Origin of the sequence: Paraburkholderia sp. Ac-20336 (assembly GCF_017105025.1) — a bacterium.
Lineage (GTDB): Bacteria > Pseudomonadota > Gammaproteobacteria > Burkholderiales > Burkholderiaceae > Paraburkholderia.
Window position 1 is genome coordinate 21,324 of record NZ_JAAGPS010000010.1, and the last position, 15,676, is coordinate 36,999.

Annotated in this window: 16 protein-coding genes; 12 read left to right on the forward strand and 4 right to left on the reverse strand. The window is 58.6% G+C overall.

Features of this window, described 5'->3' with window-relative positions:
* The first annotated feature begins 16 nt into the window (after positions 1–16).
* The 4 genes from GXB81_RS06185 to GXB81_RS06200 all read left to right on the forward strand — a co-directional run bounded on the left by GXB81_RS06185 (position 17) and on the right by GXB81_RS06200 (position 3,252).
* Positions 17–820 (forward strand): ABC transporter ATP-binding protein, encoded by an 804-nt coding sequence (locus tag GXB81_RS06185; protein WP_167039282.1) that lies wholly within the window; start codon positions 17–19, stop codon positions 818–820.
* A gap of 62 nt (positions 821–882) precedes the next feature.
* A complete protein-coding gene (locus GXB81_RS06190; RefSeq protein WP_240162794.1) occupies positions 883–1,611 on the forward strand; it encodes an ABC transporter permease in 729 nt (242 codons plus the stop codon).
* Positions 1,612–1,616: 5 nt separating this feature from the next.
* Positions 1,617–2,297 carry a class II aldolase/adducin family protein gene (locus tag GXB81_RS06195; RefSeq protein ID WP_167039280.1) on the forward strand — a complete coding sequence of 227 codons (681 nt, stop codon included), beginning with the start codon at positions 1,617–1,619 and terminating at the stop codon, positions 2,295–2,297.
* Positions 2,298–2,316: 19 nt separating this feature from the next.
* Positions 2,317–3,252 (forward strand): GTP-binding protein, encoded by a 936-nt coding sequence (locus GXB81_RS06200; RefSeq protein WP_167039278.1) that lies wholly within the window; start codon positions 2,317–2,319, stop codon positions 3,250–3,252.
* A 79-nt stretch (positions 3,253–3,331) separates the two neighbouring features.
* Here GXB81_RS06200 and GXB81_RS06205 read toward each other — a convergent pair whose 3' ends face one another.
* On the reverse strand, positions 3,332–3,658 hold the full coding sequence (locus tag GXB81_RS06205) for a non-heme iron oxygenase ferredoxin subunit (RefSeq protein WP_167039276.1): 327 nt from the start codon (positions 3,656–3,658) through the stop codon (positions 3,332–3,334).
* A gap of 152 nt (positions 3,659–3,810) precedes the next feature.
* On the opposite strand from GXB81_RS06205, the gene GXB81_RS06210 reads away from it, so the two are divergent.
* From GXB81_RS06210 to GXB81_RS06220, 3 genes are all read left to right on the forward strand, one after another.
* The gene (locus GXB81_RS06210) at positions 3,811–5,100 is read left to right on the forward strand and encodes an aromatic ring-hydroxylating dioxygenase subunit alpha (RefSeq protein ID WP_167283609.1); all 1,290 of its coding nucleotides are present in this window, start codon (positions 3,811–3,813) and stop codon (positions 5,098–5,100) included.
* A gap of 196 nt (positions 5,101–5,296) precedes the next feature.
* Positions 5,297–5,866 carry a chromate transporter gene (locus tag GXB81_RS06215; RefSeq protein WP_167283610.1) on the forward strand — a complete coding sequence of 190 codons (570 nt, stop codon included), beginning with the start codon at positions 5,297–5,299 and terminating at the stop codon, positions 5,864–5,866.
* Positions 5,867–6,400, forward strand: coding sequence for a chromate transporter (locus tag GXB81_RS06220; protein ID WP_167039270.1), 534 nt, complete (start codon positions 5,867–5,869; stop codon positions 6,398–6,400).
* 147 nt (positions 6,401–6,547) lie between these two features.
* Here the strand turns inward: GXB81_RS06220 and GXB81_RS06225 are convergent, their stop codons facing one another.
* On the reverse strand, positions 6,548–7,615 hold the full coding sequence (locus tag GXB81_RS06225; protein ID WP_205988670.1) for a porin: 1,068 nt from the start codon (positions 7,613–7,615) through the stop codon (positions 6,548–6,550).
* A gap of 59 nt (positions 7,616–7,674) precedes the next feature.
* Positions 7,675–8,724: a HoxN/HupN/NixA family nickel/cobalt transporter gene (locus GXB81_RS06230; protein WP_167039268.1), complete on the reverse strand. Its 1,050-nt coding sequence runs from the start codon at positions 8,722–8,724 to the stop codon at positions 7,675–7,677.
* A 197-nt stretch (positions 8,725–8,921) separates the two neighbouring features.
* Here GXB81_RS06230 and nikR point away from each other — a divergent pair, with 197 nt between their 5' ends.
* Positions 8,922–9,356: a nickel-responsive transcriptional regulator NikR gene (gene nikR, locus GXB81_RS06235; RefSeq protein WP_167039266.1), complete on the forward strand. Its 435-nt coding sequence runs from the start codon at positions 8,922–8,924 to the stop codon at positions 9,354–9,356.
* Between the two features lie 21 nt (positions 9,357–9,377).
* Here nikR and GXB81_RS06240 read toward each other — a convergent pair whose 3' ends face one another.
* A complete protein-coding gene (locus GXB81_RS06240; RefSeq protein ID WP_205988652.1) occupies positions 9,378–11,189 on the reverse strand; it encodes an ethanolamine ammonia-lyase reactivating factor EutA in 1,812 nt (603 codons plus the stop codon).
* Between the two features lie 312 nt (positions 11,190–11,501).
* Between GXB81_RS06240 and GXB81_RS06245 the strand changes: the two genes are divergently transcribed.
* The 4 genes from GXB81_RS06245 to GXB81_RS06260 are packed head-to-tail and all read left to right on the forward strand — an operon-like array spanning position 11,502 to position 15,628.
* The gene (locus tag GXB81_RS06245) at positions 11,502–13,238 is read left to right on the forward strand and encodes an iron ABC transporter permease (protein WP_345891006.1); all 1,737 of its coding nucleotides are present in this window, start codon (positions 11,502–11,504) and stop codon (positions 13,236–13,238) included.
* 31 nt (positions 13,239–13,269) lie between these two features.
* A complete protein-coding gene (locus GXB81_RS06250) occupies positions 13,270–14,370 on the forward strand; it encodes an ABC transporter ATP-binding protein (RefSeq protein WP_167283612.1) in 1,101 nt (366 codons plus the stop codon).
* A gap of 26 nt (positions 14,371–14,396) precedes the next feature.
* Positions 14,397–15,017: a cupin domain-containing protein gene (locus GXB81_RS06255; protein WP_167039260.1), complete on the forward strand. Its 621-nt coding sequence runs from the start codon at positions 14,397–14,399 to the stop codon at positions 15,015–15,017.
* Between the two features lie 2 nt (positions 15,018–15,019).
* Positions 15,020–15,628, forward strand: a complete 609-nt coding sequence (locus tag GXB81_RS06260; protein ID WP_167039258.1) for a cupin domain-containing protein — start codon at positions 15,020–15,022, stop codon at positions 15,626–15,628.
* The last annotated feature ends 48 nt before the right edge of the window (positions 15,629–15,676 follow it).

A 15,676-nucleotide genomic window follows, 5' to 3' on the forward strand; every position in this document is an offset into this window, starting at 1 on the left:
GGGAGCTTCACGCACGATGCAAGACACCTCCGTGAAAATCCGGCTCAGGAATCTCACGAAATCGTTCGAGACGGCAGGCGGCAAGGTCACGGCGCTCGACAATGTTTCGCTCGATATCCCGACCGGCTGCTTTTTCATGATCGTCGGGCCATCCGGTTGCGGCAAGACGACGCTGCTGCGCATCCTCGCGAATCTCGAAGCGCCGACGAGCGGCACGGTCGAAATCACCTCGCCCGCGCAGAATCGTCCAGGGAATTCGATGGTCTTTCAGGGCGATTCGCTGTTTCCGTGGATGACGGTGTTCAACAATGCGGCTTATGGGCTGGCGCTTCGCGGTGTGCCGAAAGCGCAAATTCGCGAGACGGTCGGCTACTACCTCGATCGCACCGGCCTCACGCGTTTTGCGAAGGCCTACCCTCATCAACTCTCGGGCGGTATGCGACAACGCGTTTCCATCGTCCGTGCATTCGCGAACGATCCGGACATCCTGTTGATGGATGAGCCATTCTCGGCGCTCGACGAACAGAACAAGCTGCTGCTGCAGGAAGAGTTGCTGCGCATCTGGGACGAAACGCGCAAGACGGTGTTGTTCATCACGCACAGCGTGGACGAAGCGGCGACCTTGGGCGATCGCATCATGATCATGACGGCGCAGCCCGGTTGCGTGAAACGCGTGATCGACGTTCCGTTCCAGCGCCCGCGCTCGGTGCTCGAACTGCGCGCACAGCCGGAATACGGCGAATTTGTCTATTCCATCTGGGGCCAATTGCGCGAGGAAGTCGAGCGCGTGCGTTCCCGCGACCTCGGTGAAAAAGTATGAGTACTTTATTGGGCACCACGCCGTCGAAGAGACGCAAGATAAGCAAAGGGCAACGCGATCGCATGATCAGCATTGCGTCGCCCGTTCTGTTACTGCTGCTATGGCAGGGTGCGGCGCAGACGGGTCTTATCGACGTGCGCTTTTTCCCCGCACCCACGCAGATCTTCAGTACCTTCGGCGCGCTCGTCAAGGACGGCTCGCTATGGGACAACACCTCGGCAACGCTGCTGCGCCTTCTGTGGGGCGGACTGATCGGCGGCATTCCCGCCTTGCTGCTAGGCGTTGCAACCGGTCTGTCGAAACCGTTGCACGCCGTATTCGAACCGCTGATTGCGGCAACCTATCCGGTTCCGAAGAGTGCGATCTTTCCGCTGCTGATGCTGATTTGCGGCCTTGGCGAAGCGTCGAAGATCGCGATGGTCGCGATCGGCGTGTTTTATCCGATGCTCATCAATACGACGACGGGCGTGCTCGAAATCAACAGGATCTATCTGGACGTGGGCCGCAATTTTCGCGCGAATCCATGGCAGGTATTTCGCACTATCGCATTGCCCGGCGCCGTGCCGCACATCATGAGCGGCATCAAGCTGGGTTTTGGTCTGGGCCTGATGCTGATCGCCATTGCCGAAATGATCGGCTCGAAGAGCGGTCTTGGCTACATGATCTGGAATGCATGGGAATTGCTTTCGGTCGAGCAGATGTATGTCGGCCTGATTGTCATTGCGATCCTTGGCTATGGCATTTCCCTGCTGCTGAACGAAATTGAACGCAAGCTGATTCCCTGGAAGTGAACGCGATGAGTCAATACACGCAACAGAAGCACATGCTCGTTGACGCGATCCTGATGCTCGAACGCGCCGAAGTGATCGACTTCAACGGTCACTTCAGCTGGCGCGTGCCAGGCCAGGATCGCATGTTGATCAATTCGGGCGCATCGGTGCGTAGCGCACTGACTGTGGACGATATCATCACGATCGATTTCGACGGCAACCTGATTGAAGGCGATGCCGTCCCGCCGATGGAGTTTCACATTCACTCGGAAATCTATCGCAAACGCCCCGACGTCCATTCCGTCGTGCATACGCACCCGACCTGGTCCACCCTCTTCAGCATGACCGGCCATGTCGTTCAACCGGTCATCATGCAGGCGTCGGTGCTCGGCGAAATTCAGCAGTTCCCGAAGACGGCTTCGATCAACAAAAAGCCGCTCGGTGAAGAACTCGCGGAATGCCTCGGCGCACATCGCGTCGCCATGCTCAAATCGCACGGCGCGGTCATTGCGGCCGAAGGCATTCTGGAAACGTTCGTGCTCGCGTTCTATCTCGAAGAGAACGCGCATCGTCAGTATCTTGCGCAGCAAATCGGCGAACCGATGGTTCTTTCTCCCGAGCAGGTCGAAACGATCAGCCGCAATCTGTGGAAACCGAACCTGCTGCAAAAAGTGTGGGACTACCACGCCGGCAAGCTCCGCGCGTAACGGAATCCGGCCGTCGAACATGCATCACGAACGCATACCCATCTATGTCATGACCGGCTTTCTCGGCAGCGGCAAGTCGACGCTGCTCGCCCGCTGGATGAAGGAAACGCCGTTTTCGAACGCGGCACTTATCGTCAACGAGATTGGTGAAATCGGCCTCGATCATGCGACGCTGGGATTTGCAGGCGATACCTCGACGCTGCTCGCGGACGCGTGCGTATGTTGCAACGGGCTGCCGGCGCTGAACGAAGCGCTTGAAACGCTATTCTGGGCACGCCTGCATCGCAGCATCCCCCGCTTCGGCATGGTCGTGATCGAAACGACCGGGCTTGCCGATCCGGGTCCGCTGATTGCAGCTCTGAGTCTGAATTCGCTCGTGAAAGAGCGCTACCGCATCGCCGGTACGTTCACGACGATTGCGGCGCATCACGCGGCCAATACGCTCGCACGCTTCGACGAGGCGCGTGCGCAGCTGCAAGGCGCCGACACGGTGATCCTCACTCACACGGATATTGCCGAGCCCCCGGAAATCGACGCCGCGGAATCGCTCATAGGCAACTATTACGCGGGTTCGCACATTCTTCGTTCCGCTAACGGCAATCTCCGGCTACATGAGGCGCTTACGCCGCCTTCGCGGCCTGTGAAGCGCGCCGAACGCATCACCGTTCCGGGTGTGCCTCTTTCGCGCTTGACCCGTACGCACGGGGCGATTACGCGTTTCGTTGCAATGGACGACGTGCCGGATAGCGGCGCGCTGTGTGCACGCCTGCGCGAACTCACCTCGCAGTACGACAAATCGCTTTTGCGCCTGAAGGGCTGTGTGCGCCTGAAAAATGGCCGTTCACCCGTCATCGTGCAATTCGTGCTGGGCGACCGGTTCGCGCAGATTACCGAGGCGACATCAAATATGGCAGGCGTGAAAAGCGGCCTGACCTTGATCGTGAAGAGAAATTAGGAGCTGTGTACTCACGAGCGCTCGAACGCAGCATGAAGGTATGCGCCAGGTATTTTTAAACACGCCTGGCGCATCGATTTCATTCGCCATCCGTTTCGATCACGACCACGCCGTCTTCAACGCGCGTCTTGTACGTCTTGAGCGGAATCATGCAGGGCGGCGCGACCACCTCGCCGGTCTTGATATTGAACGAGCCGTTGTGGAAATCGCATTCCACCGTATCGCCATCGATATAGCCCTCCGACAACGAGCCCGGACCATGCGTACAGGTGTCATCCGTGACGAAATATTCGCCCTGGATATTGAATACGGCGAGCGTCAGGCCGTTCTTCTCGACCTTGATCGCTTTACCCTCGGCAACGTCTCCAGCGTGGCAGAGGTGAGCAAATGCGCAAGCGTGACTCATAGGGAATCTCCATCGTTGACATGTTGTGGGTCCGATGATAACTTTGTTCTCAAGTTTTGAACAGCGTTCCTTATAAAGGAACAACAAAACAAGTAGCTTGCTAACCGTACCAAACTGCGTCGCGCAACAACAGCAACCCTGAGGCTCCTACCATGTTGAGAAAAGAACAAAACGATCTCGTCACACAAACCGGCCCCGGCACGCCGATGGGCGAACTGTTCCGCCGTTACTGGCTGCCAGCGCTTCTGTCGGAAGAACTCGAGCAACCTGGCGGCGAACCGGTTCGCCTGCAATTGCTTTCGGAACGCATGCTTGCGTTCCGCGATTCGGAAGGCAAGCTGGGCCTGATCGATGAATTCTGCGCACACCGTGGCGTGTCGCTGTGGTTCGGCCGCAACGAGGAAGGCGGCATTCGCTGCCCGTATCACGGCTGGAAATACGACGTGACCGGTCAGTGCGTCGAGGTACCGTCCGAAGCGCAGGAAAGCGGCTACGCGCAGAGAATCAAACTGAAGTCGTATCCGCTCGTCGAACAGGGCGGCGTCATCTGGGTCTACATGGGACCGGCCGATCAGCAGCCGCCCCTGCCCGCATGGGAATTCTCGACCGTGCCGGCACGCCAGTCGTTCATGAGCAAGCGGATTCAGGAATGCAACTGGTTGCAGGCGCTCGAAGGCGGCATCGATTCGAGCCACGTCTCGTTCCTGCATAGCGGCAGCCTCAACTCCGACCCGCTGTTCAAGGGCTCGAAGGGCAACCAGTACAACCTGAACGACCTGGCTCCGGTGTTCGAGGTGGTCGAGGCGTCGGGCGGTCTCTCAATCGGCGTGCGTCGCAATGCCGAGGACGATCAGTATTACTGGCGTATCACGCCGTGGGTCATGCCTTGCTTCACGATGGTTCCGCCGCGCGGCGATCACCCGATGCACGGCCACTTCTGGGTGCCGATCGACGATCACCACTGCTGGGCATGGAGCTTCGATTACCATCCGACGCGCGCGCTAACGGAAGGCGAAGTGCGGGCGATGAAGGAAGGCAAGGGCATCCACGTGCGCTATGTGCCAGGCAGCAACTACGTTCCCGAGCAGAACAAGACGAACAACTACCTGATGGACCGTGCGGCGCAAAGGGCAGGCACCGCGTACAGCGGTGTCGAAGGCATCGCCATGCAGGATGCCTCGCTGCAGGAAAGCATGGGGCCGATTCAGGATCGCACGAGGGAAAACCTCGTAGGCACCGACAACGGCATCATCATGATGCGCAGCCGGATCATGAAGTCGGCGCGCGCACTCGCCGAGAACGGCACGCTGCCGCCGGGCCGCGATCCGGAGTCGCAGAAGGTTCGCTCGGTCGCGATTCTGCTGAAGCGTGAAACGCCGTTCAGCGAAGGCGCACACGATGCGATGGTCGCGGAAGAAGGCAAGAAGCAGCAATCGATCTGAGCCCCTATAGCTCCGCCGCTCAAAGCGCTGTGCTCCGATGGACACAGCGCTTTTTTATTTTCCGTAACACGACGGGCGCCGACGTCGCGTAAAACCTGGTTGCCCGGAAAATCGTCAGCGTGCTAAAAATAGCAATTAAATAGGAACGAAGTTCCCTTATACGGAACATACATCAACCCTCTGTCTACTTCATGCCATGTCTACCCTCGAAGAATCCGCTGCCGCACCCGCGGCTCAAAACGTCGCGTTATGGGACATATTCACCGCCTTCGTGCGCATCAGCGTGATGTCGTTCGGCGGCAGCACTGCCGCATGGGCCTATCGAGCCGTCGTGGAGGAGCGCAAATGGATGGATAACGATGCCTTCGTCGCGGGCATGACCCTCTCGCAAGTCATGCCCGGCGCAAACCCGGTCAATGTCTCGCTTTATGTCGGCCAGCGTCTGCGTGGGCCGCTCGGTGCGCTCGTTGGCGCGATCGGCATGATCTTGCCTGCTCTTGTCGTCGTGCTCGTATTGGCAGTGCTCTATACGCGTCTCTCGGGCTATCCGCTCACCCACTTTCTGCTGCTCGGCATTGCCGCTGCCGGCGTTGGCGCGACGTTCTCGATGGGTGCCAAGGTTGCGGTGCGCGTCGAGCGCAAACTGCTCCGCTATGTGTTTGCCATGGTCGCCTTCGTCACCGTCGGCGTGCTGCATTGGCCTACCGTGCCTGTCGTGCTCGTACTCGTCCCGCTCAGTATCATTTGCGCTGCTATGGAAAACTAAATGGCTAACGTCCTGCTAAGAATCGTTCTTCTGTTCGCGCCGCTTTCCGCGTTGTCGTTCGGCGGCGGCCAAACCATCATTGCCGATGTCCAGCATCAAAGTGTGTCGGTCTACCACTGGCTGTCGGGTCAGGAATTCGCGGACCTCTTCGCTATCTCCCGCGTCTCTCCCGGGCCGACCACCCTGATTTCCGCGTTGATCGGCTGGCATCTGGAGGGCTTTACAGGCGCGATCGTGGCGACGCTCGCGATGTATATCCCGTCATCGGTGGTATTCGTGGTCGTCACGCTGTTCTGGCATAAGAGCGAAGGCACGCGTTGGCGTCGCGCCATCGAGCGCGGGCTGGCACCGGTGGCGGTCGGTCTGATTTTCGCCGGGGCCGTGGCCGTGATGGAATCCATGCACGCAACCACGCTCGCGTGGGCAACAACGGCTATTGCAGCCTGCGTCGTCTACTTCACCAAGCTCAATCCGTACATTCTGATGTCGGCCGTAGCGCTAATCTACGTAGCCGTGTTCTACGTGCCGCTCTAATAGAACCGAACAGACGGCGGATAAACTGAAACCCCGGGAGTCGGACATCGATCCGACTCCCGGGGTTTTTTCATTGAACCGACCGGGATTCCTGAACCGCCCAGCTTCCCGGGTTAAGCACCGGGAACGCGCACCAGGAACGCCGCTTCAGAAGCGATGACGAATACCCGCCGCGAGCAATAACTGGCTGCTTCCGCCCGAAGGCATCATCGAGTTGATGACGGCCGGCGCGTCAGCCGAAGCACGCTGATAGACTGCTTCGACGTAGGTATCGGTACGCTTCGACAGGATGTAATCGGCCTGCAGCGCGCCCTGATTCCAATGTGCGCCCGTACCCTTCGTATACGTGTACATGCCGCTGAGCGACAACGCGGCGCTTGCTTGCCACGTTCCGTTGACCTCGTAGTTGCCGAAGGCGACGGATCGCGCGGCTTGCCCCGTTTCCGTGTCGGTTATGCCGCTATAAATCGAGCGCGTCCAGGATGCTGCCAGCGTGACCGGACCGAACGCCTGGCTGGCACCGACACCGAAAGTGTTTTGTGCCTGCACAGCAGCATCGAACGTACTGCGATTCGCGCCCGGCAACGTTACTGCATCGTAAGCGCCGCTTTCCGTGTTGCCCCGCCCGTTCGCATGCAGCCAGGCCGCACCGGCGTTGAAATCGCCGCTGCCATAATTCGCGCCGATGCTGTAGGCGCGATTGTCGGCAAACCGCCCCGCCGCATTGGAGAACGCATACATCCCGCCGAAACTCAGTCCGCCAAACGATGAGCTGGCGTATTTGATCGAGTTGCGCGCGAGCCATGAATTATTCGCGTTGTCGTTGTCGAATGGATGCGCGAACGCCGTACCGCCATTGCCGCCCGTCAGCGTGAACGGGGCAAGGTAGTCGTGGATGGAATCGTATTGATGCCCGAGCGTCAGCGTGCCATATCCGCCGTTCTCGAGGCCCACGTAATACGGATGGTCGTTCTGATCGGCACCGGTCGTGACGCTGAAACCACGTTCGAGACGAAAGATGGCCCGATTACCGCCACCCAGGTCTTCAGAACCCTGCAGGCCCCAAAAACTGCCGTCGATCAGACCCGATGCCAGCTTGAATTGATGCCCGCCATCGACACGGTTCAGCCAAACGGCGCTAGCATCGATTTCACCGTACAGCGTCACGCTGCTTTGAGCCAATGCGTTCGAGCCGGCCGCGGCAAGTGCCGCCATCAGGCCAAGGCGGGCGATGCTTTGGGGACGATATTTATTGTGTCGTTCTGCCATCGTGCTTACACCTCCACTTCGTCGAAACGCCGCCATTTGTAGACGAGGGTCGAGGCCAGCCAGATAAACGCGCACAATCCGATGATCGCGTAGCCGACCATCCCGAAGTTGTCACCGATCGCGCCGATTTCATCCCAGAACGCACCGCTCAGATGCAGCTTGTCGGCGATCAGCCCGAGTGCTTCTACTCCGCCAACGCCGATTGCGACAACCGCCGATACCAACGTAATCGTCATGTTGTAGTAGAGCTTGCGGATCGGCTTCATGAACGCCCAGCCGTACGCGCCCAGCATCAGGATGCTGTCCGTCGCATCGATAAGCGACATGCCTGCCGTGAACAGCGCCGGGAACACCATGATCGACCAGATAGGCACGCCATGTGATGCCTGGGTCGCCGAAACACTGAGCAAGCCGATTTCGGATGCCGTATCGAAGCCGAGCCCGAAGAGCACGCCGAGCGGGTACATATGCCAGCCGCGCGTAATCAGCCGGAACATCGGTTTGAAAATGCGCGCGAGCAGGCCGCGATTGGCGAGCAGTAGATTGAGATCTTCTTCATCGTAACGCTCGCCCCGGCGCACGCGCATAAAGGTAGCGACCACGGATTTCAGCACGATGAGATTGATCGCGGCGATCACGAACAGGAAGACGGCCGACACCAGCGTGCCGATCACGCCGCCAATTTCATGAAATGCCTCGAAGCGGTGTTGCAGCGTCATGGCCGTCGCCGCAATCGCAGCGGTTGCGGCGATCACGATAGTCGAATGACCCAGCGAGAACATGAAACCCACCGTCACCGGCCGCTGCCCTTCCTGCATGAGCTTGCGCGTCGAATTGTCGATAGCGGCGATATGGTCGGCGTCGACCGCGTGACGCAGCCCGAAGCTGTAGGCGAGAAAGGCCGTGCCGAGCAGCACCGGCTGCCCATGAAACGCAATGAATGCCCACGCCCATGCGCCGAGATTGAATACGGCGAGAAGCGCATACATCGCGGCAATACGGCCTCGAATATTCGGGCCGGCATCGTTGAACAGGAATTTCAGAAATCGAATCATTCACGTCTCCACCGAAAGATCGCCATGCGCGGATCGCACATCGCTCATACTTTTCTAAAGAATCCTCATACTCCCGATCACATCCAGTCGTTCCTTATAAAAGAACATCGAATCTTTATCTGGAACGCTTTGCGAGAATAATGCGGGCTATGCTATGGTGGTGTCAAGACGCAATTGGCGCGAAATGGATAGCCGACATGCAACGCATCACGATTACGATTGACGATTTCCTGCTCGCGATGCTCGACGACACGATGAAGCGGCACGCCTACAACAGCCGCTCGGAAGCGCTGCGCGACATCCTGCGTGCCCATCGTTCAAAGGAGTTGTTGGCTGACGCCCACGTGCAATGTATCGGCACGTTGACGATCGTGTTCGAGCACGGCGTACGCGAACTCGCGCAGCGCCTGTCGGATGCGTATCACGAACGGCACGCGCTGATCGTCAGCAGCAATCGCATCTATCTCGACCACGACAATTGCCTGGAAACGATCGTGCTACGCGGTGAAGTGGGTACGATTCAGCAATTCGCATGGTCGCTTGCGTCGCAGCGTGGCGTGCGCAACAGCAACCTGCATCTGATGCCGCTGATGGGAGAGAGTGCGCCGTCACACGAGCATCTGCACGTGTGACGGCGTGGGTTGCTTTAGCCGTTAGTCGTGCTTGTGCGGGTGGCCGTGCGAGTGGTCATGCGCGTGATCCCCATGGTGGTGATGCCCGTGATCAGCGCCGTGGCTATGATCATGATCGTGATGATGGTGATGGCCGTGTGCGTGTGCATGATCGTGATGTTGATGCTTGCCGGCGGTTACAGGGTGGTGGTGACGATGTACGGTGCCATCCTCGTGCGCATGCCATTCGGACACATCGGATTTACCGTGCAGGCTCGGGTCTTCGCTGAACACCAGCGATTTGACCGTGACGGGAACGGTGCGTGACGGCATGCGGATGCGGCCCAGATCGACGTAATCGAGCCCTCGCAGCGAAACCCCATCGATCACGAACAGGTCGTTTCCGTCCAGTGCTTCGCGCAGCAAGTTGCCGAGCGAATTGGCAATGTCGCCATCGGCGATAACGTAGAGCGGCTTGCCGGCAGCGATGGTCGACGGATTTGCGTCGATCAGCCCGCGCGCGAGTGCCGACAGCCGCGAATATTCCGGCGGCCCCGCCCAGCGCACCACGATTGCCACGTCGCGTTCCCCCTCTTTCAGGTCGTAGCGCTGGAAGCTCTTGCGCAGCGACTCGACGATCGCCGCCGGGTCGATCACTTCGGGCATGCGCTCTTCGATCGGCACGACCGGCATATTCTTGCGCGGCAGCAGATTGCGCGGATTCGAAATGAAAGTCGTGTTGCCGCTCAGCTGGATGCTGTATTCGGACGCGCCGAGAACCGTCGCGCGAATGCACTCGATGGCCGGCAGCAGCGTCCACGGCACTTCATTGGCAAGCAGGCGCCGACGCACGGCGGAACCGAAAAGTTTCCCGAGATCGAGGAAGTCCCGTGTTTCGCGCTCGTAGACATATTCGCCGACACCACCCGAGAAGATCAGACCATCCGGCTTGTCCAAATCGGCAATCGGATCGGTCAGGAACAGTGAATTCAGATCTTCCGCGGTGAAGCGCTCGCTCAGCACACGCATAAGCGTCTGCGCCATCCAGTCGGCAACCTGCGCAAGTTGCTCGCGCGTCGTCTGCGTGCCGATTTCCCAGGCAAATCCGGCCGCCCGCGCATGTTCCTTGCCTGCCGGATCGAGACGCGTGATGCGCCCTTGCTGGTCCGTCACGATCAATCGTCCGCCGAGATGAACCGCGGCCGTGCCGATCACGTTGCCGGAATCGACCAGACCCAGCTTGGTCGTGCCGCCGCCGATGTCGACATTGAGCACGCGCTTTTTGTGCTCGTGAGAATACCTGGCCGCGCCCGAACCATACACGGCCAGCATGGCTTCCATGTGGTGCCCGGCAGCCGCGCAGACGAATTCGCCGCCCTGTTCCGCGAGCATATCCGCAATGCCTTCGCTGTTCTCGCGACGCAGCGCTTCACCGGTGAGGATCACGGCACCGGTATCGATGTCGTCCGGACCGAGATTGGCTTCCTTGTAGGCCGCGGCCACGATGCGTTCGAGCGCCTGCGTATCCATCTGCGTTTCGCTCAGATACGGCGTGAGCGAAATCGGGCTCTGATAAATCGGTTCGCGCCCCACGATGATGTAACGGCTCGAGAGTTCTTCAGCAATGCGCCGCATATGAATACGCGAGAACACGAGTTGCGTGCCCGACGAACCGATATCGATACCGACGCTATTGAGCACGACGTTATCGAGCAGCCACATGGCCTCCTGATTCGTTTCGGACTCGGCGAAATCGTGGTCGTGATCATGATCGGCATCGTCACCGTGCTCGTGGTTAGGGTCGTAACCGTACAGGTGATCGTCAAGCGAATGAACGTTTGCATCGTTCGGCATGGGGCGTCTCCGGTTTGTAGGGCATTTGTACAGCGATCATACCGTAGCTTATGGAACGGTAGTAGCTGAAAATGGAACGACTCTCCGCATAAAAGAATTGTTCCCCTTTAAATACCGGCATCGCTTATTGGCTGCGCGGCAAAAAACGCGGCGCAGCAATCAATAGAACCGCCCACACTAGGGCTAACCCGATCCCCTTACATCTTGACAAAAATCAAGCAGACGCGCCCAATACGGCAACTGCACCTTAATATAGAAACGGTGTTCTATATAAAGGAACAACGGAAATGAAGTTATCTAAGGAGACAGTTGGTGGAGCTTCAACTTGATGTCACCAATACGCCGCCCCGGTTCTGGAAGCGGTTCGACTCGAAATGGCTGGTGATCGGCAGCGCAATCTTCATCGTCGCGGTGCTGGCGTTGATTCCCCTTTGTTTCCTGTTATGGCAGAGCTTCATGACGCCGCAGGGAGCGGATACGTCATCGGTATTTACCCTCGACAATTACCGGATTGCATTCGGTAGCGCGGACTCCTGGTCGGCTTTCGCAAATTCGGTGGAATTCGCCATTGGTGCCGCACTCGTTTCGTTCGTTCTCGGCTCGGGTCTTGCCTGGATCAACGAGCGTACCAATACGCCCTTGCGGCGTTTTTTTTCGATCGTGACGATCGTTCCGCTCATCAATCCGGCGATTCTCTTCACGATTGCCTGGATTCTGCTTGCCAGCCCGAAGATCGGCGTGCTGAACGTTGCGCTGATGCACTGGCTCGGCCTTTCGCATCCGCCGCTCAATATCTACAGTATGGGCGGGATGATCTGGATCGACGGCTTGCAATACTCGCCCATGGCGTTCCTGCTGATGTCGGCAGCGTTTCGCGGCATGGACCCGTCGCTGGAAGAATCCGCCATCATGAGCGGCGCAAGCCTGTTCAGGACGACGTTCAGCATCACGTTTCGCCTCGCAGTGCCGGCCATCGTTTCGACGGTGCTGATCCTGTTCGTGCGCGCGGTCGAATCGTTCGAAGTGCCTGCGCTGATCGGCCTGCCGGTAAAAATTCAGGTACTCACGTCGTCGATTTACGAAGCACTGCAGCAATATCCGACACCGACCGGGCTGGCCTCTTCCTATTCCACCATCCTGCTGCTCATCACGTCGGTCGGCATCTTCGTCCAGAGCCGCCTGTTGGCCAAGGGCGGCAAATTCACGACGGTCACCGGCAAAGCGTTCCGCGCACGCACCATCGACCTTGGCGCATGGCGCTATCTCACCGCGGCAATCTTCGTGCTGTATGCGCTTGTGATCGTGGTGCTGCCTCTGCTCGTTCTGCTATGGTCGTCGTTCCAGAAGTTCTATGCGCCGCCGTCGATGGAAGCGCTGCGCCACCTGACGCTCGACTCGTACCGCTACATATTCAGCTATCCGGAACTTAAGGAAGCCGTCGGCAACAGCCTGATTCTCGGGTTTTCCTGCGCAACGGGCGTGATGCTGCTTTCCGCAATCGTGTGCTGGATCGTGATCAAAACGAAGATTCGGGGCCGCTGGCTGCTCGATAACCTCGCATCGCTTCCGATGGTGTTTCCGGGCCTCGTATTGGGCCTGGCATTCATGATCTTCTTCCTGAACGTCAACGTCGGCATCTACGGCACGTTGTGGATTCTCCTGATCGCATACATCACGCGATTCATGCCGTACGGCATGCGTTATACGCAGACCTCGATGGTTCAGTTGTCGAAGGAACTGGAAGAATCGGCGGAGATGTGCGGTTCCGGCTGGGGCACGACGTTCTTTCGTATCGTCTTGCCGCTGCTCAAACCGGGTCTGATGGGCGGCTGGATTTATGTGTTCATCGTATCGATCCGCGAATTGTCCGCCTCGATCCTGCTGTACAGCCCCGGTAGCGAAACGATTTCCGTCGTGGTGTGGGAACTGTGGCAAAACGGGCAATACGTCGAACTGTCGGCGTTAAGCGTGATGTTCGCGATTGGCTTGCTCGCGCTGGTATCGCTCGCGCAGTGGGTGGGCAGCAAATTCGGCGTGAAATCGGTCTGAACCCGCCATAACAGAAACTATTGAGACGACAATGCTAAACATTCAGAATCTGAACATGGCGTATTTCGACAGTCACGGCGTGAAAGTCGCGGGCATTGAAAACGTGAGTTTCGAGGTGCCTGAAGGCAAGCTGTTCACGTTGCTCGGCCCGAGCGGCTGCGGTAAGTCCACGACCCTGCGCTCGATTGCGGGCCTCGAAAAACCCGATGGCGGAAAAATCACGGCGAGCGGCGTAACCGTCTTCGACGCGGATCGCAAGACGTTCGTGCCGCCCAATAAACGTCAGTTCGGCATGGTGTTTCAGTCGTACGCGATCTGGCCGCACATGACCGTTTTCAAGAATTGCAGCTTTCCGCTTGAAGTCGGCACGAAGAAATTCACGAAACAGCAGATTGCCGACAAGGTCATGCGCGCACTCACCGCGGTCGGCCTCGATCATGCTGCCGATCGCGATGCAACGAAGATGTCCGGCGGCCAGCAGCAACGTCTGGCCCTCGCCCGTGCAATCGTGATGGAGCCGAAACTGCTGCTGCTCGACGAGCCGCTGTCGAATCTCGACGCGAAGCTGCGCGACAAGATGCGTTTCGAGCTGAAGCGTCTGCAGCGCGAGCTGAACGTCACGACGATCTACGTGACGCACGACCAGGAAGAAGCGCTCGCGATGTCGCACGAAATCGCGATCATGAAGGACGGCCACATCGTTCAGAAGGCGCGGCCTCGCGATATCTACGAACAGCCGGCCAACCGGTTCGTGGCGGATTTCATCGGCACGACGACCTTTGTCGATGGCACGGTCCGGGACACGGACGGTCAGAAGCTGACCGTTCATTCGAGCATCGGCCCGATCACGGTGGCTCACGGCGACGGCATGAATGCCGGTGCAAAAGCCGTCGTGTCGTTGCGCCCGGAGAACCTGGAAATCTTCGATAGCAAGCCGACGCTCGAACACGGCAACGTGTTCGAAGGCACCGTCTATTCCAAAGTATTCCTTGGCGAAACGCTTGATTTGCAGATCAAGGTCGGTGAACAGATTTTGCTCGCGCGTGCGCATCCGTCGCATCGCCAGCCGGTCGGCTCGAAGATCTGGGTCACCATTGATCCAGCCCGCTGTGTCGCGCTGAACCCGCAGTAAATTCGCTGTACCAACAAGGAGGCACTATGTCTGAAGCAAACATCGACACAAACACGATGTATGAGGAAGATCAGCGCGCTGAGGAATCGCATCACAGCACCGCTGGCAATGTGAAGAATCGCATTTTCGTGCGCGGTATCGAAGGGGCGTACAGCCTGAGCACGGAACTGGAGCGTCTGCGTTCGGTTCCGCGCGTGCGCAAAGGCAAGGAAGTCAAGTTCAGCAAGGGACCGCAAACCTTCAGCCGCCACTACGTGCAGCCGAAGAACGGAATCACGCAAACGTTCCACCTTCATATCGAGGAGTACTCGCCGGGCGGTCACTCGCAGAAGCACGGCCACGTGAACGAAGCGGCGTTCTACATTCTCGACGGCATCGGCTACGAAGTACACGACGGCATCCGCTACGACTGGGAAGCCGGCGACATCGCGATCGTCCACAACAACTGCGTGCACCAGCACTTCAACCGCAGCCTGGACAAGCCCGCGCGTGCGCTCGTCATCAAGACGAAGCCGATGTTCATGTTCATGAACATGCTGTTCCAGAAGACCGTCGAACCTCGCCCTGACGAGCCGTCGCCGACCGGCGTTGGTTTCGTCGCGCGCATGGAAGAAACTGATTTCAATCATCCGGAAGGAGGCTACTGATCATGGCATGGACCGAATCGGGAAACTGGCTAGCAGGCAAGGAAAATAGCGCGCTTTACAAGGGCCTGCTGGAAAACGCCGAACAGGCTCCGGAGCGCAACGCCAAGCGCGCAAAGATCGTGCGGCCGGAAAACATGCCGTGGGAAATGTCGCGTCAAGGCCTGCTCAAGCACCTGCTGAACGAAGGCATGAACACGCGCATGGAGACGGTCGACGCGTACATGCAGATCATTCCGCCGGGCAGCAAGTCGGGCAAACACCGTCACCTGGCCGAAGAGTGCCTGTACGTGCTCGAAGGTCGCGGCTATGACCTGCACCAGGACTACGATGTCGAAATCGTCGATCAGTACGCGTGGAAGCCGGTCGGCGAACTCAAGCGCTTCGAGTGGGAAGCCGGCGACGTGATCTATATTCCGCCCGGCACCGCGCATCAGCATTTCAACGCGGACCCGGAGCGCCCCGTACGCCTGATCTCCGCGATCAACCGCATTTTCTGGAAGTGCGGCCTCAACGATCTCCAACAGCTCGAAGACGCGCCGGAATACGACCCGAGCGTGACGCTCACGGCCGAGAAGATTCGCGAGTACCTGAAGAATACGGCGACCGTCTAAGGCGTACCCGGATCGGTTAGCTTGCAGGTCTGCGAGCTAACTTGTTGT

Coding starts and splice junctions, on each gene's coding strand:
- GXB81_RS06255 (WP_167039260.1), top strand. CDS start 14,397: ATGTCTGAAGCAAACATCGACACAAACACGATGTATGAGGAAGATCAG.
- GXB81_RS06195 (WP_167039280.1), top strand. CDS start 1,617: ATGAGTCAATACACGCAACAGAAGCACATGCTCGTTGACGCGATCCTG.
- GXB81_RS06230 (WP_167039268.1), bottom strand. CDS start 8,724: ATGATTCGATTTCTGAAATTCCTGTTCAACGATGCCGGCCCGAATATT.
- GXB81_RS06260 (WP_167039258.1), top strand. CDS start 15,020: ATGGCATGGACCGAATCGGGAAACTGGCTAGCAGGCAAGGAAAATAGC.
- GXB81_RS06215 (WP_167283610.1), top strand. CDS start 5,297: ATGTCTACCCTCGAAGAATCCGCTGCCGCACCCGCGGCTCAAAACGTC.
- GXB81_RS06225 (WP_205988670.1), bottom strand. CDS start 7,615: ATGGCGGCACTTGCCGCGGCCGGCTCGAACGCATTGGCTCAAAGCAGC.
- GXB81_RS06185 (WP_167039282.1), top strand. CDS start 17: ATGCAAGACACCTCCGTGAAAATCCGGCTCAGGAATCTCACGAAATCG.
- GXB81_RS06200 (WP_167039278.1), top strand. CDS start 2,317: ATGCATCACGAACGCATACCCATCTATGTCATGACCGGCTTTCTCGGC.
- GXB81_RS06190 (WP_240162794.1), top strand. CDS start 883: ATGATCAGCATTGCGTCGCCCGTTCTGTTACTGCTGCTATGGCAGGGT.
- GXB81_RS06240 (WP_205988652.1), bottom strand. CDS start 11,189: ATGCCGAACGATGCAAACGTTCATTCGCTTGACGATCACCTGTACGGT.
- GXB81_RS06205 (WP_167039276.1), bottom strand. CDS start 3,658: ATGAGTCACGCTTGCGCATTTGCTCACCTCTGCCACGCTGGAGACGTT.
- nikR (WP_167039266.1), top strand. CDS start 8,922: ATGCAACGCATCACGATTACGATTGACGATTTCCTGCTCGCGATGCTC.
- GXB81_RS06220 (WP_167039270.1), top strand. CDS start 5,867: ATGGCTAACGTCCTGCTAAGAATCGTTCTTCTGTTCGCGCCGCTTTCC.
- GXB81_RS06250 (WP_167283612.1), top strand. CDS start 13,270: ATGCTAAACATTCAGAATCTGAACATGGCGTATTTCGACAGTCACGGC.
- GXB81_RS06210 (WP_167283609.1), top strand. CDS start 3,811: ATGTTGAGAAAAGAACAAAACGATCTCGTCACACAAACCGGCCCCGGC.